Source organism: Shouchella rhizosphaerae (assembly GCF_036700015.1).
Classification (GTDB): domain Bacteria; phylum Bacillota; class Bacilli; order Bacillales; family Bacillaceae_D; genus Shouchella; species Shouchella rhizosphaerae.
The window spans coordinates 1,366,727-1,384,903 of sequence record NZ_CP144921.1 but is presented as its reverse complement, the minus strand read 5'-3'; the positions used below and the strand labels follow the sequence as shown (position 1 = coordinate 1,384,903).

General features: G+C 45.5%; 15 protein-coding genes and 1 CRISPR repeat array. Of the genes, 13 read left to right on the top strand and 2 right to left on the bottom strand.

Features of this window, described 5'->3' with window-relative positions; all coding sequences use genetic code 11:
- Positions 1 to 537: 537 nt before the first annotated feature.
- Positions 538 to 1,413 carry a LysR family transcriptional regulator gene (locus V5G21_RS06990; RefSeq protein WP_035202484.1) on the bottom strand — a complete coding sequence of 292 codons (876 nt, stop codon included), beginning with the start codon at positions 1,411 to 1,413 and terminating at the stop codon, positions 538 to 540.
- Positions 1,414 to 1,939: 526 nt separating this feature from the next.
- Between V5G21_RS06990 and V5G21_RS06985 the strand changes: the two genes are divergently transcribed.
- From V5G21_RS06985 to V5G21_RS06940, 10 genes are all read left to right on the top strand, one after another.
- Positions 1,940 to 2,086, top strand: a complete 147-nt coding sequence (locus V5G21_RS06985) for a hypothetical protein (protein ID WP_179288204.1) — start codon at positions 1,940 to 1,942, stop codon at positions 2,084 to 2,086.
- A gap of 53 nt (positions 2,087 to 2,139) precedes the next feature.
- Entirely contained in the window at positions 2,140 to 3,720 is a 1,581-nt protein-coding gene (locus V5G21_RS06980) for an ABC transporter substrate-binding protein (protein ID WP_051881135.1), read from the top strand.
- 70 nt (positions 3,721 to 3,790) lie between these two features.
- Complete coding sequence (locus V5G21_RS06975) at positions 3,791 to 4,708, top strand: ABC transporter permease (RefSeq protein WP_011248498.1); 918 nt, start codon at positions 3,791 to 3,793, stop codon at positions 4,706 to 4,708.
- A gap of 11 nt (positions 4,709 to 4,719) precedes the next feature.
- A complete protein-coding gene (locus V5G21_RS06970) occupies positions 4,720 to 5,643 on the top strand; it encodes an ABC transporter permease (RefSeq protein ID WP_011248497.1) in 924 nt (307 codons plus the stop codon).
- 43 nt (positions 5,644 to 5,686) lie between these two features.
- Complete coding sequence (locus V5G21_RS06965) at positions 5,687 to 6,679, top strand: ABC transporter ATP-binding protein (protein ID WP_011248496.1); 993 nt, start codon at positions 5,687 to 5,689, stop codon at positions 6,677 to 6,679.
- A complete protein-coding gene (locus tag V5G21_RS06960; RefSeq protein WP_011248495.1) occupies positions 6,676 to 7,710 on the top strand; it encodes an ABC transporter ATP-binding protein in 1,035 nt (344 codons plus the stop codon). Before V5G21_RS06965 ends, V5G21_RS06960 begins: the two co-directional genes overlap by 4 nt.
- Positions 7,711 to 7,760: 50 nt before the next feature.
- On the top strand, positions 7,761 to 8,972 hold the full coding sequence (locus tag V5G21_RS06955; RefSeq protein WP_095293852.1) for a M20/M25/M40 family metallo-hydrolase: 1,212 nt from the start codon (positions 7,761 to 7,763) through the stop codon (positions 8,970 to 8,972).
- Between the two features lie 57 nt (positions 8,973 to 9,029).
- Entirely contained in the window at positions 9,030 to 10,472 is a 1,443-nt protein-coding gene (locus V5G21_RS06950; RefSeq protein ID WP_095293854.1) for an SLC13 family permease, read from the top strand.
- 67 nt (positions 10,473 to 10,539) lie between these two features.
- Positions 10,540 to 11,733, top strand: a complete 1,194-nt coding sequence (locus V5G21_RS06945; RefSeq protein ID WP_095254400.1) for a M20 family metallopeptidase — start codon at positions 10,540 to 10,542, stop codon at positions 11,731 to 11,733.
- A 53-nt stretch (positions 11,734 to 11,786) separates the two neighbouring features.
- The gene (locus tag V5G21_RS06940) at positions 11,787 to 12,977 is read left to right on the top strand and encodes a M20 family metallopeptidase (RefSeq protein WP_095293856.1); all 1,191 of its coding nucleotides are present in this window, start codon (positions 11,787 to 11,789) and stop codon (positions 12,975 to 12,977) included.
- A 205-nt stretch (positions 12,978 to 13,182) separates the two neighbouring features.
- On the opposite strand, the gene V5G21_RS06935 is transcribed toward V5G21_RS06940, so the two are convergent.
- The gene (locus V5G21_RS06935; protein ID WP_095236471.1) at positions 13,183 to 13,692 is read right to left on the bottom strand and encodes a hypothetical protein; all 510 of its coding nucleotides are present in this window, start codon (positions 13,690 to 13,692) and stop codon (positions 13,183 to 13,185) included.
- 414 nt (positions 13,693 to 14,106) lie between these two features.
- A CRISPR array of direct repeats spans positions 14,107 to 15,002; the repeat unit is 32 nt; unit sequence GTCGCACTCTTTGTGAGTGCGTGGATTGAAAT.
- Positions 15,003 to 15,160: 158 nt separating this feature from the next.
- On the opposite strand from V5G21_RS06935, the gene V5G21_RS06930 reads away from it, so the two are divergent.
- The 3 genes from V5G21_RS06930 (at position 15,161) to V5G21_RS06920 (ending at position 18,177) form a co-directional block, all read left to right on the top strand.
- Entirely contained in the window at positions 15,161 to 15,628 is a 468-nt protein-coding gene (locus tag V5G21_RS06930) for a hypothetical protein (protein ID WP_338465422.1), read from the top strand.
- A gap of 367 nt (positions 15,629 to 15,995) precedes the next feature.
- Positions 15,996 to 17,018 (top strand): extracellular solute-binding protein, encoded by a 1,023-nt coding sequence (locus V5G21_RS06925; protein ID WP_338465421.1) that lies wholly within the window; start codon positions 15,996 to 15,998, stop codon positions 17,016 to 17,018.
- A gap of 64 nt (positions 17,019 to 17,082) precedes the next feature.
- Complete coding sequence (locus V5G21_RS06920; RefSeq protein WP_011248487.1) at positions 17,083 to 18,177, top strand: ABC transporter ATP-binding protein; 1,095 nt, start codon at positions 17,083 to 17,085, stop codon at positions 18,175 to 18,177.

Here is an 18,177-nt window from a genome sequence, read left to right as displayed (position 1 = left end):
TTAAATATGTGTTAAAATGCACAAAGATGTAATAATATGGTCTCATTTGCTGTGCTATGATAGGAAATAGAAGCGAAATCAATCGTTTTCGGTTGTTTATTTTCCGGAAAATGGGTAAATGTCGCTGTCGCACTCTTAGTGAGTGCGTGGATTGAAATGCATTTACCGAAATAATCTAGGTAGACATTTTCCAGTCGCACTCTTTGTGAGTGCGTGGATTGAAATGCGTAGTCCACAAACGGATCGCCCTCGGTAACTGTCGCACTCTTTGTGAGTGCGTGGATTGAAATAGCGCATCGGGGTCGCCAACCCACTTTTGGCCGCGGTCGCACTCTTAGTGAGTGCGTGGATTGAAATTATGAAGCCAGTCCTAAAAATTCGATAGGATTCACGTCGCACTCTATTTTGAGTGCGACGATGATCACTTCTACCTCTTGTTTGATTCCTTTCCTAACAAACCCATTTTCTTCTTGTAAAAGGTCTTTTGGATAAATGCAACTACCATTCCCGTGTGGAGAGTGCAAAATGGCGTAGCCATTAAAGCGAATGTGCTTTCTGGCGCAATTGGGTTGTAACGAATTGGACAAACGCTTTGACGACAGAAAGGTCGAGTGCGGAATTGGAATAGATTAACCACGTTTTTCTTAATAGTGGGTGGTTATCAATGGCAAGGATGCGGTTGTATAATTGGTCATGCGGACGAAGGGAAATTTGAGGGATGATTGCGTATCCTAAGCCATTGCGTACCATTTCTTTGCAAGTCTCGATACGGTCGACTTCCATCGTTACCATTGGTGGCTGGCTAAAATGATGGTTCCACCAGTCTTTGATCATATTATCAAAGATTGGATCGGTTTTATAGGATATCCTTCCAATAGAAGGGAGATCACCCATATGAATCTTATTCTTTGAAATTAAACACACATTTTCTTCGTTAAGAAGTATACTTTGTTCTTTCCATTCGTAGCTTCCACGGATAATGCCAATATGCACTTCTTTTCTTTCTAGTTTTTGTGATATTTTTGTACTCCAGCCAGTTGTAACGTTTACTTGTACATTGGGATAGACCGCAAGAAAATCTTTTAAAATCGTTGGTAATCGATAGTGGGCGAAATGACTGGAAACACCGATCCGTAAGTGGCCTTGGATGTTTCCGGCCATGTTTAGCAGTTGGTCTTTTGTTTTGGCTAATTCATTTAACATTTTCCTTGAATATTCGACTAAATACTCGCCTTCGCTTGTAAACTGCAGTCTTTTCGTTCCCCGTTTGGCAATTTCAACCCCAAACTCATTTTCCAAACTTCTTAGTCTGTACGTCAAGGCAGGTTGTGAAATAAACAATTTTTCGGCCGCTTTCGTTATGTTTTTCATTTCATATAATGTCTGCAACAGTTCCCAATCTTTTTCGTTCATTGCGGCCTCCCCTAATGTTTTTTGAAATATCTTTCATTTTACTTTAAAAAAGCAGAAACAAGAAGGGATCATATTGGACCGGGAAGAAAATAGATGACCTTTTGTAAGTGTGAGGCTTCTGATTTTCCTACCCATTTGATTTAGTTAGGCTTACTTTCAAGAAAATATGTGTAAGATTTCTTATCAAAAAATTTTTAAAAAGACGGATTACAGCGATTCGATAAGCGTCGATAACAGGGCTTTCGATCCCGCGTCTTTATTCAGTTATCCCACATTGTCTGCACCTCGTTTTTTGAAGGAATAAAACATACTTATTGAAAGCCATAGAATAAATTTATTTTATTTATCAATCTCTATTCCTTATAATCAGATGTAATTCAAAGGGGGACTGGTAGAAAGCGATTACAAAGGCGGAGGATCGCTATGTTTAATGAATGCAAAGACACATGCGAGCGAAGTGAGGATGGGGAAAAATATCGCCTATTTTTGGAAAATTTATTCAAGTTTCTTAATAGGGGGTGTTCTATTGGAGTTGAAAGGTGAAGAAATTCTCAAAAAGAAGGATCGGTGTATTCCTAACAACGTTGATGGACAAGTAAAAGACAACAATGGATGGAATGTTCTTTTTTTAAAACTAAGAAATACAGGGAGGGGAAGCGGAACAGGAGACTAATAATTTTAAAATTACATTCGATTCGTATTAATGTGTATAAAGGAGGGCTTATAGTGAAGCGACCATTCTTGATGCAAATGATGCCGATTGTCGTTGGAGGGCTTTTGCTGTCTGGCTGTATGACGAATGAAGAAAACATGACCACGGCTCCAGACGCTGGAGGGGAGGGAGGTGCCTCATCTAGCAATGATACCACGCTAACGATTGCCCAAGGCTCGGATATGGTTTCCTTTGATGTCCACGATCATAGCAACACGTCTACTGAAGCGATTCACGTCAATATGTTCAGCTATCTCGTCAAAAATGATGTGGAGGGTGAAGGCATTGTTCCTGATCTTGCGACTGATTGGGAATTGGTCGATGACGAAACGTGGCAATTTACGCTTAGAGATGATGCGGTGTTTCATAATGGCGATCCAGTCACAGCCGAAGATGTCAAGTTTACGCTTGAACGTGTCGCCAAAGACAATACGTTGCAAGAACATGAAAATTACCGCCAAATTAACGAAGTAGAAGTGATCGATGACCACACTTTCCTCATTCACACGAATGGACCGCAGCCAGTGATGCTCAATCGATTGTCACGTCTTGGATCAGGCATTTTGCCGAAAGACTATATTGAAGAAAATGGCTGGGATCATTTTCTACAGGAGCCAGTCGGGTCCGGTCCTTACCAATTTGTTGAATGGGTTCGTGACGATCGAGTCGTATTAGAGCGGTTTGATGATTATTTTGGCGGTGACGTAGCGGTGTGGGATCAACTCGTTTTCCGTTCGATCCCAGAGTCTTCTACTAGGGTTGGGGAAGTCATTGCGGGTGGTGTCGATATTGCCATGAATATTGCCCCAATTGACTGGAACCGGGTCAATGAGAACGAAGGCACGTCCATTGTCGAAGGGCAAACAAACCGAACGATGATGTTGGTTCCGAACCACCGTGAAGAATACCCGACTTCCGACCCGCTCGTACGGGAAGCGATTGATTTGGCAATTGATAATCAGGCGCTTCTCGACAACTTGATGGGCGGATCAGGAACCCCGACTTTGACACGAGTCAACCCAGGGAATTTTGGCGCAAATGAAGCGCTTCATGGCGAGTACCGCTACGACCCTGACCGTGCCAAGGAGCTATTGGAAGAAGCCGGTTATGGGGATGGGCTAGAACTGACGCTGCATTCCCCAGATGGGCGCTACTTGCAAGATCGGGAAACAACAGAAGTGATTGCCGGGATGTTAAGCGAAATCGGAATTGATGTAAAAATCGATTTCATGGAATGGAGCGCCTATGTCGACCTTCGTGATGCTCATGAACAGAAAGATTTATATTTGATTGGCCTTACTGGTTCATTGTGGGATGCGGCTCACCAATTGCGCCACCATACGTCGATGGTCGCAGAGGACCATATTGGCTACAGCAATGAAGAATTTGATCAGATCTATTTAGAGGCAGAAGTGAACATGGATGAAGCCGAGCGGGAACAACAGTACATTGATTTGCAGACGATGGCGGACGAAGAGTTAATCAATATTATGCTCTTCCAGCTGGATAGTTTTTACGCTGTCAATGATCGGATTCAGTTTGAGCCTCGTCTTGATGAAATGTGGAGAGTGGAGGAAATCACATTAAGCGAATAGGGATTGAAGGCTCGGAAGGAGGAAGGATGAAGACCTTGCCTTCATCCTTTTACTATCGGGGGTGGAACGATTGAGGAAGTATTTACTGTGGCGCGTTTTGCAAATCATACCGGTTCTCTTTCTAATATCGATTTTTGTGTTTGCCTTGTTGTACCTTGCTGGGGATCCCGTTGCGTTAATGCTTCCTGAGGATGCCACCCAGGAACAAGTGGATGCACTCCGGGAATCATTAGGGTTGGACCAGCCTTTTTATATTCAATACCTCTCCTTTGTTGGAGACGTGATACAAGGGGATTTCGGTTATTCTTATCGCTATAGCCAGCCAGCTTTGCCGATCGTGCTGGAAAGGTTGCCGGCAACGTTCGAATTGGCCTTTGCTTCGATGATTGTAGCTGTACTGATTGCCGTCCCTCTCGGCATTCTCTCTGCGACAAAGCGAAATACAGCACTAGATGTATTCATATCCGGTGCCTCGGTATTAGGAAAAGCGATGCCGAACTTTTGGTTGGGCATTATGCTCATTCTTATGTTGGCGATTACGTATCCATTCTTTCCTGTGTCTGGGAGCGGAAGCGTGGCTCATCTAATATTGCCGGCGATTACATTGGGAACAGGCTGTGCGGCAGAGATGACGCGTGTGTTGCGTTCAAGCATGCTGGAAACGTTAAACCAAGATTATGTGCGGACCGCAGTAAGCAAAGGGGTAAAGAACTTCTTTGTTGTTTATAAACATGCCTTTCGAAATGCACTGATCCCGTTTATTACGATTACTTTTTTGCAAGTATCGACACTTGTCAGTGGCGCCTTGATTACAGAAGTGGTCTTTTCCTGGCCGGGACTAGGGCAGCTCTTAATTCAAGCCATTAATGGACGGGATATGGCGGTTGTGCAAGCGACTGTTTTTATCGTTGCTTTTATTGTGATTGTTGTGAACCTGATGGCCGATGTGTTGTATCGGGTTCTTGACCCTAGGATTCAATTTGATTAGGAGGGGACCCCATGCAGACAGAACAACCGGTGAAGCATTTGCGCAACCATACGACCGAGAATAGGCTAGCCAACTGGACGCGTAGGTGGGCCAGGCTCCTATTTAAAAGCAAGACCGGAACCATTGGCTTGATCATCACAGGATTGATCTTCTTGTTGGCGATATTTGCTCCTGTTCTTTCTCCTTACCATCCCAATGTCCAAAACTATGCTGCGATGAATGTACCGCCAGTATGGTTGGAAGGGGGAATGAAGGAACATCTTTTGGGGACAGACAATTTAGGGAGAGATATGCTCAGCCGAATCATCTACGGCACACAGGTCTCGCTTTTAGTCGGGGTTTGTTCCGTCGTGGTAGCAGGGGCGATTGGCATGTTTTTTGGATTAATCGCTGGCTATTACGGAGGGTTCATTGACAATGTGCTCATGAGAATCGTTGATGCGTTTTTAGCCATCCCTAACGTCTTGTTCATTCTTGTCATCTTAGGCGTCTTATCCCCAGGGCTGCTGACTCTTATTTTTGTTATTGGATTGACGAACTGGGTCATTTATGCCCGGCTTGTTCGAGGAGATGTCTTATCCATTAAAGAACGTGAATTTATTAAAGCAGCGCGGACGATTGGAACGAAAAATCCGGTGATCATTTGCAAGCATGTATTGCCGAATGTAATGCCGTCCTTTATTGTGATTTCGACTTTGAGTGTAGCCACGACGATTGTCCTCGAAGCATCGCTCAGCTATCTAGGGCTAGGTGTTCAGCCGCCTACGGTGTCCTGGGGCGGGATGTTGTCGGCGGGGAGGGATTATCTGGCCACAAGCTGGTGGATTGCTACTTTTCCTGGATTAGCGATTATGATCACCGTTTTAGGGATTATCTTTTTAGGTGATTGGTTGCGGGATGTGTTGGATCCCCGTTCCCAAACGCTCCGTTCATAGTTTAAACGGCAGCCATTCAAGTTCTCATCTAGGAGGTTAGCGTATGGCACGACAGAACCGATTGTTAGAGGTAGAGAATTTAAAAACATACTTCCATACAGAAAACGGAACAGTCCCTTCTGTGGATGGTGTCTCGTTTCATGTGGATAGAGGGGAAACGGTGGCGATTGTAGGCGAATCAGGCAGCGGCAAAAGCGTGACGTCTTTTTCAATCATGGGTTTGGTGAGCCCACCAGGGAAGATTGAAGCGGGGCACATTCGTTTTGATGGAACGGAGCTTACTTCCCTGTCGGAACGGAAAATGCGAAAAGTGAGAGGCAATGAAATTGCGATGATTTTTCAGGAGCCGCTCACTTCCCTTAACCCGGTGTTTACGGTGGGCCATCAAATTTCAGAAGCGATTTTGCTTCACCAGGACACGAAAAAAGCAGAAGCGCGCAAACAAGGCATTGCTATGCTAAAACGTGTCGGCATTCCAAGAGCTGAACAAGTTTACCAGTCTTATCCACACGCTTTAAGCGGAGGGATGAGGCAGCGTGTCATGATTGCCATGGCGTTGTCGTGCAATCCGAAAATGTTAATTGCCGATGAACCAACAACTGCACTCGATGTCACGATACAAGCGCAAATTTTGCGGCTCCTTAAAAAGATTAGCAAAGAAGTCGATACGTCGATTATTTTGATCACTCATGATCTTGGTGTCGTCGCCGAACTAGTCGACCGCGTCATTGTTATGTATGCTGGCCAAATAGTCGAACAAGCCGATGTGTATACGATTTTTAAGGATCCAAAACACCCGTATACGCAAGGGTTGCTGGAAAGTACGCCTAAGATTCACGAACTGCATGATGAGCTCAAATCGATTCGTGGGGTTGTGCCCGTCCCAACAAACATGCCTACAGGTTGTCGTTTTCACCCTCGTTGTCCCCATGCGATGGACATATGCAAGGAAAAAGAACCGATGATGGTTGATCGTGATGGGAAAGCGCAAGTGCGTTGTTGGCTCTATGCTAGTGAGAAGGAGGATGTAGGATGATAAAGGAAGTCGCGAATACAAAGGAGGATGACACGCTTCTTGAAATCAAAGGGTTAAAAAAGCACTTCGATGTCACAAGAAAAATTTTTGCGAAAAAGAAAGACATTTTAAAAGCAGTGGACGGTGTTGACTTTATCGTAAAAAAGGGAGAGACATTTGGGATTGTAGGCGAATCGGGGTGCGGGAAATCGACAACTGGGAATATGATTATGCGTCTTGCCGATCCTACGGCAGGATCGATCCATTTTGAAGGAAAAGACTTGAGCAAGTTGGCCAAAAATGAACAAAGCAAGATGAAAAAAGACATTCAAATGATTTTTCAGGACCCTTTTTCTTCCTTAAATCCACGCATGAGAGTGTTTGAAATCATTGCCGAGCCATTACGGACACACAAAATAGCAACAGGAAAAGAATTGAAACAACAAGTGTATGAACTACTGGACGTCGTCGGCTTGGATCGCTCGTTGGCTAAACGTTTTCCCCATGAGTTTAGCGGCGGCCAGCGTCAGCGGATTGGCATAGCTCGCGCCTTAGCGTTGCGCCCCAAGCTTATTGTATGCGATGAACCTGTATCGGCGTTGGATGTTTCGATCCAGTCACAAGTGCTGAATTTGCTTTCAAAACTACAGAAAGATTTTGATCTTACCTATATTTTTATTGCCCACGGCCTCCCCGTCGTCAAACATATTAGTGACCGTGTGGCAGTCATGTACCTTGGAAAAATCGTCGAAACCGCAGCAACGGAGGAGCTGTTCAAGCATCCGAAACATCCGTATACAGAAGGATTGCTTCGCGCTATCCCTGTCCCAGATCCGACATTAAGAAGCTTGGATTCTGGGGAATTGCTAGAAGGGGATTTGCCAAGCCCCGTTAATCCACCAAGCGGCTGTCACTTTCGTACGCGGTGTCCTTATGCAAATGAGAAATGCAAAGCGGAGGCTCCTAAACTACAAGAAGTAGCAAAAGCCCACTATGTAGCATGCCATTATCCGTTGCAAGCGGGGCGCGGGGTCATCATGGAACATGCTTAAAGGGAGGAGCTTATAAGATGCGTTCTTACTAGAAAAGGGAGGTGCAAATCGTGCAACAAACGTATGAAGCATTGAAAAACGATCCCGCCATTCAACAAGGATTGGCTTTTATTGAAGAAGATGATGAACAGACACTTGCTGAGCAAGTCGCCATGACGGAAATACCAGCGCCACCATTCAAGGAAGCGGAACGGGCGGCGTACGTGCAACAGAAGTTCAGTGAATACGGACTAGAAGCAGTGCGGCGGGATAAGGAAGGCAATGTCATCGGCGCCTATAAAGGGGTGGGAGATGGGCCTGTAATCGTCCTTTCCGCTCATTTGGATACCGTCTTCCCCGAAGGAACAGACACGAAGGTAAGACGGGAACGAGACAGGTTGTGTGCCCCAGGCATTTTTGATGATACGAGAGGGCTTGCGGAAATGCTATCCATCATTCGCGCTCTGCATAGGACGAATGTAAAAACAAGCGGCACCATCCAATTCGTCGCCTCGGTAGGGGAGGAAGGAATAGGGGATTTAAGAGGTGTAAAAGCTTTTTTCGCTGACTCGCCGAACGTTGACGCCTTTATTTCTATTGACGGAACAGGTGTAGGGCATATCGTCTATGAAGGAACAGGCAGCTGTCGTTATAAAATCACATACTCAGCAACCGGCGGGCATAGCTATGGGGACTTCGGGCTACCAAGTGCGATTCATGCCGCTGGAAGGGCAGTTGCAGCAATTGCCGATTGCCGGCCGCCAACTGAACCAAAAACGACCTTTACGATTGGAGAAATTGCTGGCGGAACGGCAGTCAATGCGATTGCAAGCTCTGCTTCCTTTCACCTTGATGTCCGTTCGACAAGTCCACAAGCGTTGGAACAGTTGGAATCGACTTTCTTAAAAGCATGCAAACAAGCGGCTGAACAAGAAAATCGGCATTGGCAAAAGCACGATGTCACAGTCGATATAAAACGAGTCGGCGACCGCCCCGCAGGACGGCAAGATAAAGAGGCAACGATTGTGCAAGCTGTTGTTCAGGCAAGCAAGGAGCTAGGCATTGCTCCGACTTTGAAAGGGGCAGCGAGTACCGATTCCAATATTCCGATTCACTTAGGAATCCCGGCGGTCACTGTGGGACGAGGAGGAAATGGAGGAGGAACACATACGCTCGGGGAGTGGTTTGAACCTGTGCATGCTTATCTCTCGCCCCAAAGAACGTTCTTGGCGGCCCTTGCCCTTGTCGGCGTCGACCAAGTGTCTCGTCCACTTCTCGCCTAGTCGCCTAGCAAACACCGTCATTCCGGTAAAAAATGTATACAAATAAAGGTGGAACCGATGTCCAGTCAATTGGATGCTGACAACATGAAAAAGCCAAGCAAGGCAACCTACAAATATGTGGTGCTCGGTGTGCTGCTGCTATTCTTGTTTGCCTCTCCTTTCTTGCCTGTTCCCGAGTCGATGGAACTGAGAGGGTGGAGCGCTCTTGCCGTGGTAACTTTAGGGATTGGACTGTGGTTTACCCATCTCCTTCCTCCGGCAGTGACTGCAATGCTTCTGATTGTCCTCTTCCCTTTGTTTGGCGTTCTAACGTTTGAACAATCAGCGGCGAGCCTAGGCAAAGAAGTGATTTGGCTAATCATCGCCATGCTAATGATGGGCGCCGCGGTTGAACGTACTGGATTGGACAAACGCATTGCATTCACGATCCTGATGCTGACAAAAGGAAATATCCGCCTTGTCCTACTAGCATTAATTTTTGTCGGGTTTGTGTTAACGTTTTTTCTTCCGAATGCGATCGGAAGAGTCGTCGTTTTGCTGCCGGTTGCTTTAGGGGTTATCCAGTCATTGGCAGGAACTGGCGGGCCGAACGTAGGAAAAGCGAGCATGTTTGCGATAACGTATACACCTATTATCTGTTCAGTCGCGTTAATAACTGGGGCAACGGGCTCTGTCTATGCAGCAAGTCTGTTTGAAACGATGCTCGGCTTTGAATGGCGTTACTTGTACTGGATGGCGGTCATGTTGCCGTCGACGCTTGCCATACTCCTTATTCTTTGGCTTGCGCTTCTATGGCTATTTCCTGTAAAGGCTGGGAAGCACGCTCAAGGAGAAGCTTATTTCAAACAGGAAAAAGAAAAGCTTGGCCCAATGTCATTCCAGGAGAAGACGCTGCTCATTTTGTACGTCTTGTTAATCACGCTATGGACAACACAAAGCGTGCATCAGCTGTCTATTTCTTTCTCCGCCGTGTTGATTGTGATTGCTTTGTACATTCCGGGCATCCAACTCATGGAGTGGAAAGAAGCAGTAGCAAAAGTGGATTGGTCCATTCCTCTCTTGTTTTCTGCTGGCTTTTCAATGGCGGAAGCATTTGAAGCAGGTGGCGTTGTTCAGTGGTCTTCATCGTTGGCTTCTGCTCATTTAAATGGATTGCCAGCGTTCACCCTTGCCGTGTCATTGTTGCTCGTTGTTGCGGCTATTCGTATCGGTTTTACCAATTTAACTGCCATGATTGCGTCTTTGATGCCTGTGGCATTAACGTTTGCGGCAGGATCGAATGTGAACCCGGTCTGGCTGGGAATGATTTGCCTTGCTGCTTGCAGCACAGGCTTTCTGTTCCCTTCCCAGTCTGTAGGGACAATGATGACGTATGCTCTCGGTTACTATACCAGCCAGGAACTATTGAAAGTAGGAGCGATCCTAACGTTATCGGTCATTGTCATAACCCTTCTGGCTGCATTTCTTTATTGGCCGCTTATTGGCCTGCCAGTTCATTAAGTGCTAAAAGCGAAGAAATTCGCTGTAAAAGGGTGGAAACCAACGCTTGTTTAAAGGAGATTAATGGATGTTAAAAAATAAAAGCATAACGGAGAAGAAAAGAAACATTGAAGAAGCGGTAGATCGAAGAGACAGCGAGTTGCGGCAGCTGGCGCTGAATATTCACGCCCACCCAGAGTTGGGGTATCAAGAGTATAAGGCTTCCAACTGGCTGTCGACTTTGCTGGAAAAGGAAGGGTTTGCCGTGAAGCGAGGGATAGCTGGGCTGGACACAGCTTTTACAGCCACTTGGGCAGGGAAGGCAGGGGGGCCTGTTATTGGCTTGTTAGCGGAATATGATGCGTTGCCAGGTCTTGGCCATGCCTGTGGCCATAACCTTATTGGCACTTCTTCTGTCGGTGCAGCGCTTGCATTAAAGGATGCGTTTCCAGAACTCCAGGCAACGATCCAGGTGATCGGAACGCCAGCGGAAGAAGGATTAGGCGGGAAAGTCATTATGTGCGAACACGGGGTTTTCAATCATCTTGACGCAGCGATGATGTGCCACCCGAAAAACAAGACAATGGTCATAAGAGGCGGTCTAGCGCGGGTAGGCGCAACATTCAAATTTTATGGAAAAGAATCGCACGCAGCTTCCGCTCCAGAAAAAGGGGTGAGTGCCCTAGATGCCCTAGTGGGAGCCTATAACGCCATTAATAGTTTGCGGCAGTTTTTTTCCGATGATGTCAGAATTCATGGGGTGATTACCCATGGCGGCGATGCGGCCAATATCGTTCCTGGCTATAGTGAAGCTTCGTTCCTAATCCGCTGCAATACGCGAAAGGAACTCGAACATGTAAAAGAAAAAGTCTACACAGCTGTGCGCCAGTCGGCCGCTGCAGTGGGTGCCACAAGCAAGATTGAAGAACATCTTATTTACGCAGAACGAAACACAAACAAAACATTGGCGAATCTTTTTAAAGAAAATTTGCAATTGATGGGCATCGAAGTCAGTCCGCCGCCACTTCAAGGGGGAATCGGTTCTTCTGATATCGGCAATGTCAGCCAGCTTGTACCTACGATCCACCCGTACATCAAAATTGGAGAGGCAACCAACCATACCCACGACTTTACAAACGAAACCAAGTCAGAGGGGGGGCTGAAAGGCATGAATCAAGCTGCAAAAGCGCTCGCGATGACAGCCTATGATTTATGCGAGCTACCTGGAGCGTTACAGGGCGTCAAAGAGGAGTTTGCCAACTGGCAATTAGAAAACGTCTAACTTCTGTATGCAGGGCTTAAAAAATAAAGCGGTAAGAAAGGTGGATGTTTCCAATGGCAACAACAATATTGGCGGAAAAACAAGAGATTTTAACGGCATTGGATCAACGGGATAAGGAACTTCGAGAGCTGGCGCTCATGATTCATGCCAACCCAGAACTGTCTTTTAAAGAATACAAAGCAGCAGAATGGTTATCTGCTTATTTAGAAAAAGAAGGTTTCCAAGTAGAACGGGGCGTTGCTGGCTTAGAGACGGCGTTTACGGCCGTTTGGGAAGGCAATCCAGGTGGCCCGGTTATCGGGATATTAGCGGAGTATGACGCATTGCCAAACTTAGGCCATGCTTGTGGCCATAATCTCATTGGCACTGCAGCTGTTGGCGCAGCCGTCGCATTAAAAGATGCCTACCCTAAATTGCAAGGAACGATTAAAGTGATAGGCACACCGGCGGAAGAAGGCGGCGGCGGGAAAATTTATATGTGCAACCACGGCACCTTCAACGATCTCGATGCTGCGATGATGGTCCATCCAAAAAACAAAACGATGGTGTTGCGTGGAGGACTAGCATGCATGACAGCGACGTTTTCGTTTTATGGAAAAGAATCACACGCCGCCTCAGCGCCAGAAAAAGGGATCAGTGCCCTAGATGCGCTCATTCAAAGTTACAATGCCATCAACAGTTTACGGCAGTTTTTCACCGATGATGTTCGGATCCACGGAATCATTACCAAAGGCGGCGATGCGGCCAATATCGTCCCTGGACATTGTGAAGCCCAATTTATCATCCGCGCCGCTACAACCAATCGGCTCCATGAAATAAAGGAAAAAGTATATGAAGCGGTTCGCTATTCGGGCCAATCAGTCGGCGCCAAATACAAGATCGAAGAAGGCCTCATATATGCCGAGCGTAACAACAACCATGCCTTGGCAGAGCTTTTTAAGGAGAACTGGGAAGCAATGGGCATTGAAGTAGAAGATCCACCAAAACAAGGAGGAATCGGCTCCTCCGACATCGGCAATGTCGGCCAGGTGACAGCCACCATTCATCCCTATATTAAAATTGGCGAAAACACGAACCATACGTTTGAGTTTACAGAAGATACAAAGTCAGAAGGCGGCATGAAAGGCATGAACCAAGCCGCAGCGGGATTAGCGATGACCGCCTATGATCTATGTACCAATCCAGATGCATTAAAAGCAATCCGCGATGAATTTGAAGCGTGGAAAAAGACACAAGGACGTTAGTCAGGAAGCGCCTGTTTTAGACAGGTGCTTTTTTAGGCGCAGGGAGGATTGTAGGAAACACTGGTACCATTATGAAAAGGATTGATGGGTCCTATACGTACCAGGGATACCGGCTCCCTTGCTCTCCAGATCCAGAGGAACGTTGCAGTAAAAACCCGAATCCATAAATAAAGGTTCGAGCTTTCCAACGGGTATTTACATACGGTTAGTAACGTCTTTCCCTATTCCGAAGTACAAACAAAGCGATCGGTGCATAGAAAGGAATAATCGATAAGACAGTATGTATCCATGCTTTTTTTGCATAGGCCTCGTAAAGGCAGTATACGATGTAGATAAGCAGAACCCATAAAGTAATCGACACGAACCGATAAATTGGCTCTGGGATTTTAACTAATAAATGGATGTATAATTGATGGAAGGGAAGAAAGCGAAAGACAATGGTGACACACCCAATGAGTAAGACCTTTATGCCCCCATTTCCTCGTAGTTTCCCTGAAATCAATTCACCGACAATCCAAAACTGAGCAATCGGTATCCAGCTTAGCCAAGGGTGACGGATATGGGCATTCTTGGCCATTCTCGATAAAGCAGCGGCCACTATTAAATGAGCAATAAGCCAAAGGATAAATAAACAAATATATAGGAACAACATCAGATTCAGTACAAGAAGAAACGATTCTCTTATCTCCTCAGGCGATTGAGCATATGCCGTCATAAAAAATACCCCCTTCCGAGCTATATAATCAATGTTTAGGATGTCTCTCATTAAAAAAGCAAGCGTTACCAACATCCTAACACATGGACAAATCGTGTGTCTCTTATTGTAAAAACGGCGGTGGTGTTAGTTAGAACCCTTAGTATTACAGAATAGCAATACGGTGGAACGATCCTTAAAGGCAACCGATTCTTGATTTCTTCAATAAGCACTCGCTGAAACTCACTTTTCTCTAGTGCGAACCCTAAGCGCACATAAAATCCCTAGATCACCCGCACCAAAAACAGCCTCGAATATGGGTTACTATGTATAAAAATGTAATAATGTGACCTTGTTGGGTGTGCTATGATAAGAATTAGAAGGGGAACCATTCGTTTTCGGTTGTATATTTCCGGAAAATGGGTGAAATTCGCTGTCGCACTCTTTGTGAGTGCGTGGATTGAAATTAACATGCGGCGCGCCATATACTGCATAGCGTCGAGTCGCACTCTTTGTGAGTGCGTGGATTGAAATCGCGCTTAGCCTGATCGGCGCTAGCTCCTGAGCGTCGCACTCTTTGTGAGTGCGTGGATTGAAATACTTAGACACACTCATACCTCTCTTTGCGCAGAGGTCGCACTCTTTGTGAGTGCGTGGATTGAAATTCCACCCTCATATGTGGTTTTTAAAGGAACACCAGTCGCACTCTTTGTGAGTGCGTGGATTGAAATACTTTACCTGTTATCGGGTGCTTACGGTTAGGATGTCGCACTCTATGTGAGTGCGTGGATTGAAATAACTAATCATTGAATTTGAAAAGAAATTAACAAAGTCGCACTCTATGTGAGTGCGTGGATTGAAATATATAAATCCTGCCTCTCTTCCTTTTCACATCACTGTCGCACTCTATGTGAGTGCGTGGATTGAAATGCCCTCCTCTACTTTTTTAAGTATCTTGAATGCCTGTCGCACTCTATGTGAGTGCGTGGATTGAAATCAAATTGAAACATAGGGTTTAGAGCATTCCCCTCGTCGCACTCTTTGTGAGTGCGTGGATTGAAATATTTCTTTATTTAATTGTCTAATAATTTCATATGCGTCGCACTCTTTGTGAGTGCGTGGATTGAAATAACGATGTCCATTAGGTCGTTTAACGAGCAATTAAGTCGCACTCTATGTGAGTGCGTGGATTGAAATGGTTATTTTGCATAGGTCGCCTCCAATGAGATTTTGTCGCACTCTTTGTGAGTGCGTGGATTGAAATAACGATATAGCGAACATGCTGCAAATCATCTATGTGTCGCACTCTATGTGAGTGCGTCGCATAAACTAAGACAAGCCCCACCGCTTGCTGCAACAAGTCTTTCCCTGCTCAATTCGAGTGCAAAATACGTTTCTCTTACTAGACCAACAAGTGCATCACACCTATAAATACACGTATTAAAACACAAAACTAGAAAGTAAATTCCAATTAAGGGAGGAGTAAACAATGGAAGAGAAAGAAATGTTAGAGCTCTTGTTACAGAAGGTAACTGACCTGGAATTGGGGTTGAAAGAGCAAAAAGCGCATAATGCTGTAGTTGCAAAAGATTTAAAAGAGCAAAAAGCGCATAATGCTGCGGTCGCAAAAGATTTAAAAGAGCAAAAAGCCCATAATGCAGCCTTCGCAAAAGACTTAAAAGAACAAAAAAATTATACTGCCGGAATCACAGAGGAACTAAAAGACCAAAAAGAGCACTACCTGGCCATGGTACAAGATATCAAGGAATTAAAAGAAGATCAGCTCATAATTAAGCAAGCGGTGCTTGAAACAAATCGAATTGTAAAGAATATTAAGACAAATATCGAGAATTTGAGTGACCAAGTGAGTCAGTTGTCTGAAGACCAAAAATCCGTCCGGGAGATTTTAGGCGATCATGAAGTGGCGATTCGAACGCTTAGAAGAAAGCCGGTTTAAAGATTTGGATAGAAAAAGTAGGGATCACAACGAAACAAAATAGTAGATGATCTTTTTCCGCATCTATTTCGCTGCGGCTTTTTTGTTTTCCTTTGAGCGGATGGTTCAACATTTATAGGAAAATTCTTAAATTCAGTTTTCCCCATTCAGCTTGGCAGCCAAATCGTTACACCCAGCCCAGCCACTGTCGATACTTTATCCTTTCAAACAACCCCCATGCAGTCGCATAACTCAGCACCATTTCCCTCATGTCCGTTCCTCTCTTGATAAAAATCGTTTCTGAATTTCGGATGTTTTTTTGCGATTTTAGGATTAACGTGTGGTTGAGTCTGCTTTAACATAAGGAATAGCAAAGGGAGGGATTGTTTTGAAAGCGCTTAAAAAATTCGGTGTAGTGGTCGGTTTGGCTGTTGTGGCAACGGGCTGCGGCGGGAATGGAAGCAGCAGCGATGACACATTGGTCGTGTATACAACGCGTAGTGAGAGTTTGAATGAAGCGGTGATTCCCCAATTTGAGAAGGAAACGGGCATTCGCGTGCAGATGATTTCGGCTGGCACAGGGGAAGCGATTACTCGGGTCGAGTCGGAGCGTAATAACCCGCAAGGCGATGTGTTGTGGGCGGCTGATATCACGATGCTTTATGATAAAACCGATTTGTTCGAGGAGTATGTGTCGCCGGAAGATGAATATATGATGGAAGGGTTTAAAAACACAACTGGTTATTTTTCGCCTGCCTTTTCTGATCCGACGGTGTTTATTGTCAATACTGATTTAGCGGGCGATATGGAAATTGAAAGTTTCCAGGATTTGTTGAATCCAGAGTTGAAAGGACGGATTGCCTTTGGCGACCCTGTCAATTCAAGTTCGGCGTTCCAGTCGTTAATTGCGATGCTTTACGCTGCGGGGGACGGCGATCCGATGTCGGATCAGGCTTGGGAGTTTGTCAAAGCGTTTGTAGCCAATTTGGACGGCAAAGTGCAAGGCAGTTCCGGGCAAGTGCATAAAGGTGTGGCCGACGGTGAATATGTTGTTGGATTGACATGGGAAGATCCTGTTGTCCATTACAAGCAAAGCGGGGCAGCGGTTGAAGTCGTGTTTCCAACTGAAGGGGTTGTCTATCCAGGCCAGTCGATCCAAATCATTAAGGGCACGAAAAATTTAGAGAATGCCAAGAAATTCGTTGACTATGTGTTATCGGAAGAAGTGCAAAGCCGCACGGGGCAGGAGTTGACGGTTCGGCCGCTTCGTGAAGGCGTAGAGGTGGCTGACTACATGACACCACAAGAGGAAATTAAGCTGTTTGATGAATATGACGAGATGTTTATTATCGAGAACATGGATGACATTACCGCTCGTTATGTTGAAGTGCTTGAAGGTTCACTGGATTAAGGGACAGCGGCATGCTTGCTTGTCCGGCTGGCATGCCTGATTGTGAATGGAAGGAGGCAATAAGATGGGTGTAGCAATTGATATTGACAATGTGGTCAAAATGTACGATGAGCATACAGTTATTGATGGGTTGTCGCTCACGATTCAGCCAGGTGAATTGTTTACGTTATTAGGTCCGTCTGGTTGTGGGAAAACGACGCTCTTGCGAATGATTATCGGTTTTAATTCTGTGGATGGCGGTGCGATTAAAGTCGATGGCCAGCGCATCAATGACGTTCCTGTCAGTAAGCGGAAAATGGGGATGGTGTTTCAAAACTATGCGATTTTCCCCCATATGACAGTGGCAGAGAACATCGCCTTTGGGTTGAAGACGCTCAAGGATAGCAAGGCGCAAATGCAAAGCAAGATTGATCATATAATGAAGGTCGTGCACATTCAAGACCACCATAGCAAAAAGCCAGATAAGCTTTCAGGGGGCCAACAACAACGGGTTGCACTTGCCCGGGCGCTTGTGATTAATCCGAATGTTTTGTTAATGGATGAGCCGCTTTCGAACTTGGATGCGAAACTGCGGATTGAGATGAGAAATGCGATTAAAGAAATTCAGCAAGAAGTGGGGATAACGACCGTTTATGTGACCCATGACCAAGAAGAGGCGCTGGCGATTTCTGACCGGATTGCTGTCATGAATAAAGGGGTGATCCAACAAATTGGCAAACCTGAACAAATTTATTTGCGTCCGTCAAATTTGTTCGTTGCCCAGTTTATTGGCACTTCCAATGTGATTAAAGCGAAGGTTGAAAAGCAAGGCACTGATACGTTCATCGTCTTTAATGGCGAATACAAAGAAAAGCTTGATAACGTTGTAGAAACGGTTGAAAATGGGCAGGAAGTGCTGGTGTCTGTCCGTCCACAGGAATTTACGATTACGCAAGAAGCAAGTGCCATCGCTGGCGTTGTCGAAAGCACGATGTTTTTAGGGATCAATACTCATTATCTCGTCACCCTTACGACTGGAGAGCGAGTGGAAGTGGTGCAACATATCGAAGACAAAGCGATCATTCCAGAGGGAACGAATATTTATGTAAAGGTGAAGCCGCATTTAATTAACTTGTTTGATGTGGCGAATGAACAAACGCTCATGAAGGCAGGTGAGTGA

Coding starts and splice junctions, on each gene's coding strand:
- V5G21_RS06990 (WP_035202484.1), bottom strand. CDS start 1,413: ATGAACGAAAAAGATTGGGAACTGTTGCAGACATTATATGAAATGAAA.
- V5G21_RS06970 (WP_011248497.1), top strand. CDS start 4,720: ATGCAGACAGAACAACCGGTGAAGCATTTGCGCAACCATACGACCGAG.
- V5G21_RS06965 (WP_011248496.1), top strand. CDS start 5,687: ATGGCACGACAGAACCGATTGTTAGAGGTAGAGAATTTAAAAACATAC.
- V5G21_RS06960 (WP_011248495.1), top strand. CDS start 6,676: ATGATAAAGGAAGTCGCGAATACAAAGGAGGATGACACGCTTCTTGAA.
- V5G21_RS06950 (WP_095293854.1), top strand. CDS start 9,030: ATGTCCAGTCAATTGGATGCTGACAACATGAAAAAGCCAAGCAAGGCA.
- V5G21_RS06945 (WP_095254400.1), top strand. CDS start 10,540: ATGTTAAAAAATAAAAGCATAACGGAGAAGAAAAGAAACATTGAAGAA.
- V5G21_RS06940 (WP_095293856.1), top strand. CDS start 11,787: ATGGCAACAACAATATTGGCGGAAAAACAAGAGATTTTAACGGCATTG.
- V5G21_RS06935 (WP_095236471.1), bottom strand. CDS start 13,692: ATGACGGCATATGCTCAATCGCCTGAGGAGATAAGAGAATCGTTTCTT.
- V5G21_RS06930 (WP_338465422.1), top strand. CDS start 15,161: ATGGAAGAGAAAGAAATGTTAGAGCTCTTGTTACAGAAGGTAACTGAC.
- V5G21_RS06920 (WP_011248487.1), top strand. CDS start 17,083: ATGGGTGTAGCAATTGATATTGACAATGTGGTCAAAATGTACGATGAG.